Source organism: Nocardiopsis sp. TNDT3, from assembly GCF_003427465.1.
GTDB lineage: Bacteria > Actinomycetota > Actinomycetes > Streptosporangiales > Streptosporangiaceae > Nocardiopsis > Nocardiopsis dassonvillei.
In genome coordinates this window covers 1-2780 of the sequence record NZ_QPFC01000929.1, presented here as the reverse complement: position 1 = coordinate 2780, position 2780 = coordinate 1, and the positions used below count along the sequence as shown (strand labels likewise).

Below are 2780 nucleotides of genomic sequence, written 5' to 3'. Positions count from 1 at the left end.
GCCGACGCCTCCGCGCTGCTGCACGGGCTGGTGGCCCTGGCCGAGGGCGGGGAGCCCGCCGCGCCGACCGCTCCGGTGCTGTTGGCGCTCGACCTGGTCCTGGTCGCCCTGGTCGGGCTGACCGGCTACCTCGCCCAGCGGGGTGTGCGGCGCGCCGGCGCCTGGGCGGAGGCCGTCCGCGTGCGTCCCCGGTGGCGCGGCGCCGTGCGCCTGCTGCCGGGGCTGGCCGTCATCGGCGCGGCCGTGTTCCCGAACCGGTTGGCGGCGCTGCTGGCCCAGGGCCGTGACATGACCTGGGGGCAGACGTTCTACCTGGCCCCCACCGCCCTGGCCCTGCTGGTGGCCGCCGCGCTCGCCTTCGCCGTGGTGTACGCGGCCCGGGCGGCCCGCCTGGTCGGAGCGCGGCGGTCGGTCCGGGGCCGCCCCCTCAGTCCAGGAGGCGCATGACCAGACCCGTACGCGGTTTGGGGCCGAACGAGGTGGACTTGCGGGGGGTCAGTTCCCCGCGGTCGGCCACCGCGTACACCTGTTCCACGCGCAGCGCGGGCACGATGACGGCCGTGCCCTTCTCGTCGCGGGCGGCCGCGACCGCCTCGGCCGCGTCGTCGTGCACCATCCGCACCCGCTCCTCCGGTACCTCCCACAGCGGCAGCAGCACCTGGTGCAGGGCGGCCGTGGACAGGTGCCGCCACTGCGGGGAGCGGTCGGGCATGGCCCGCTCCAGCACCCGCTCGTCGAAGCCGTGCACCAGGTGGGCGTCGCCCTCGGGGGAGACCAGTAGCAGGGCGGGCGCCTCCGCCCGGTCCAGGGCGTGTGCGCGGGGGCCCGCGACCCGTTCCACGGAGGCCACCGTGCGGGCGGCCTCGACCGCGGCGTCGGTGTCCAGGCCGGGGAGCACCCGGTGGATGGCGCCCAGTCGGGGCGGGTGGGTGTCGCTGTCCACGAGCAGGGCCAGCCCGTAGCGCCAGCCCGGGGCGTCGTGGGCGGCGCGCAGACGCCGGTAGGCGGCGTAGCGGTGGTGGCCGTCGGCGATCAGCGCGGACCGGCCCGCCAGGTCGGCGCTGATCCGCCGCAGCACGGCGGGGTCGGTGACCGCCCACAGCCGGTGCTCGGCTCCGTCGCGGGTGCGCGCGTGCGTGAGCGGGGCGCCCGCGACCGCCTCGGTGGCGGCCGACGCGTACCCGTCGCCGCCCCGGTAGACCAGGAAGATCGGTTCGAGGTTGGCCCGGGCCAGGCCCATCAGGTGGAACCGGTCGCGCACCGGCGGGTCGGCCACGTCCTCGTGCGGGCGTACGGCGGGTTCGGCGCCCTCCTCGGGCAGGCGCAGGTTGCCCACCAGTCCGCGCTGGCGCCGCCCGTCGGCGGTGACCTGCTCGTACACGTACAGCGCCGGTTGCGCGTCCAGCGCGAGCACGCCGTCGTCGATCCAGCTGCGCAGCAGCTCGGCGGCCGTGCGGTAGCGGCGCGGCACGGCCCTTCCCGTCCCGGCGGGGCTCTGGCGGCTCAGCTCGAAGGGCAGGGTGACCCGCGCGGCGTTGTGCGGGTCGGAGCGCTGGAGCGCACGCGCCTCGTCGGCGTCGGGGATGTCGTAGGGAGGGGCCAGGAGTCGCGCGAGGTCGAACTCCCCGTCGACGAAGCGGTCCGCGTCGGGGTCGGCGTAGCGCAGACCGCGGAAGGGCGCCAGTTCGAGAGGTTGGCGTGGCATCCCAGCACGGTACCCGTCGCCGTTCGCCGTTCGGGCGCCGCGCGGTCGGCTCAGAGGAGTTTCCGCACGCGCAGCAGGTCGCCGACGCTGGCGTCGATCCTGACCCGGCGGCCGAACACGGCCTTGGCCGCGTCCAGGCGGTCCTCGGCCAGGGCCACCAGGTCCTCGCTGGCCACGGTGATCCGCACCTGTGCCCGGGGCGCGGGCCGGTCCGCGGGGCGGTGGGTGATGTCGACCAGGCCGTCGAGGGTGAGCCGCATGTCGAAGACGGTCTCCAGGTCGGGGACCTCCACGCTCAGGGAGCGTTCACGGATGTACTTGCGGCGCTTCTCGTCGGGTTGGGCGAGGATGCGCTGGTTCACCTTCTCGATGCCGGCGAGACACGTGTCGATGCTGCTCATGGCCACATCATGCCCCAGGCGCCGGGCGTTCGCGTCCTTGTGGTGCCATCGGGACGAATGGGGCGGTCTTGGGAGTTCGCGTGTCAACGCCGGTTCGGTCCCGGTAGCGTTGGCCACGGCCCCCCGTCGCGCAGCGGCTCGCCCTGCCCGCGCCCCCTTCCTCTTTCGCGGTCCCACCAAGGAGCACTTGTCATCATGGTCGTCGACGCGGTACGCACCTACCTCGATGCCGCCAGTGGCCTCACCGAACTCTCGCGCAAGCAGGCCGTCGCCGCGGCCAAGGCCCTGCTCAGGGCGAACGGTCCCGCCGCGCCGGTCGCGGCGGAGGGGGAGAGCCTGCCGCCGCGGGTGGGGCAGAGCATCCAGAACCTGGCCGGGGAGCTCATCGAGACCAGCCAGGCCAACCGCGCGGCCATCGCCGACCTGGTCCGCTCCGAGGTCGGGCGCCAGCTGGAGCGGATGGACGTCGTGCCGCGCGCCGACCACGAGCGTCTGGTACGGCGGGTCGCCGAACTCGAACGCCGCCTGGCCGCACGCCACGCGGTCGAGCGCGTTCTGGCCCCCGTCGAGGCGGGCGCGTCCTCGCCTGTGCGCCCCGCGGCCGCCGCGGAGACCGACGCTTCCCAGGCCGAGGTGTCCACCGGGGCCGGGGAGGGCGCCGAGGCCGGGTCCGA

The 2780-nt window shown here is 75.5% G+C and carries 3 protein-coding genes and 1 pseudogene; 2 read left to right on the top strand and 2 right to left on the bottom strand.

What is annotated here, in order from left to right:
* Positions 1–447 (top strand): annotated as a pseudogene (locus DQW06_RS21865) (serine hydrolase); the annotation flags it as partial.
* On the opposite strand, the gene DQW06_RS21860 reads toward DQW06_RS21865, so the two are convergent.
* Complete coding sequence (locus DQW06_RS21860) at positions 428–1705, bottom strand: DUF1015 family protein (RefSeq protein WP_013154048.1); 1278 nt, start codon at positions 1703–1705, stop codon at positions 428–430. The pseudogene DQW06_RS21865 and the gene DQW06_RS21860 sit on opposite strands and share 20 nt — an antisense overlap.
* A gap of 50 nt (positions 1706–1755) precedes the next feature.
* Positions 1756–2106, bottom strand: coding sequence for an SCP2 sterol-binding domain-containing protein (locus DQW06_RS21855; RefSeq protein WP_013154047.1), 351 nt, complete (start codon positions 2104–2106; stop codon positions 1756–1758).
* Between the two features lie 195 nt (positions 2107–2301).
* Here DQW06_RS21855 and DQW06_RS21850 point away from each other — a divergent pair.
* Positions 2302–2780, top strand: a 479-nt coding sequence (locus DQW06_RS21850) for a membrane fusogenic activity family protein (RefSeq protein ID WP_117199213.1), incomplete at its 3' end; no start/stop codon positions are given.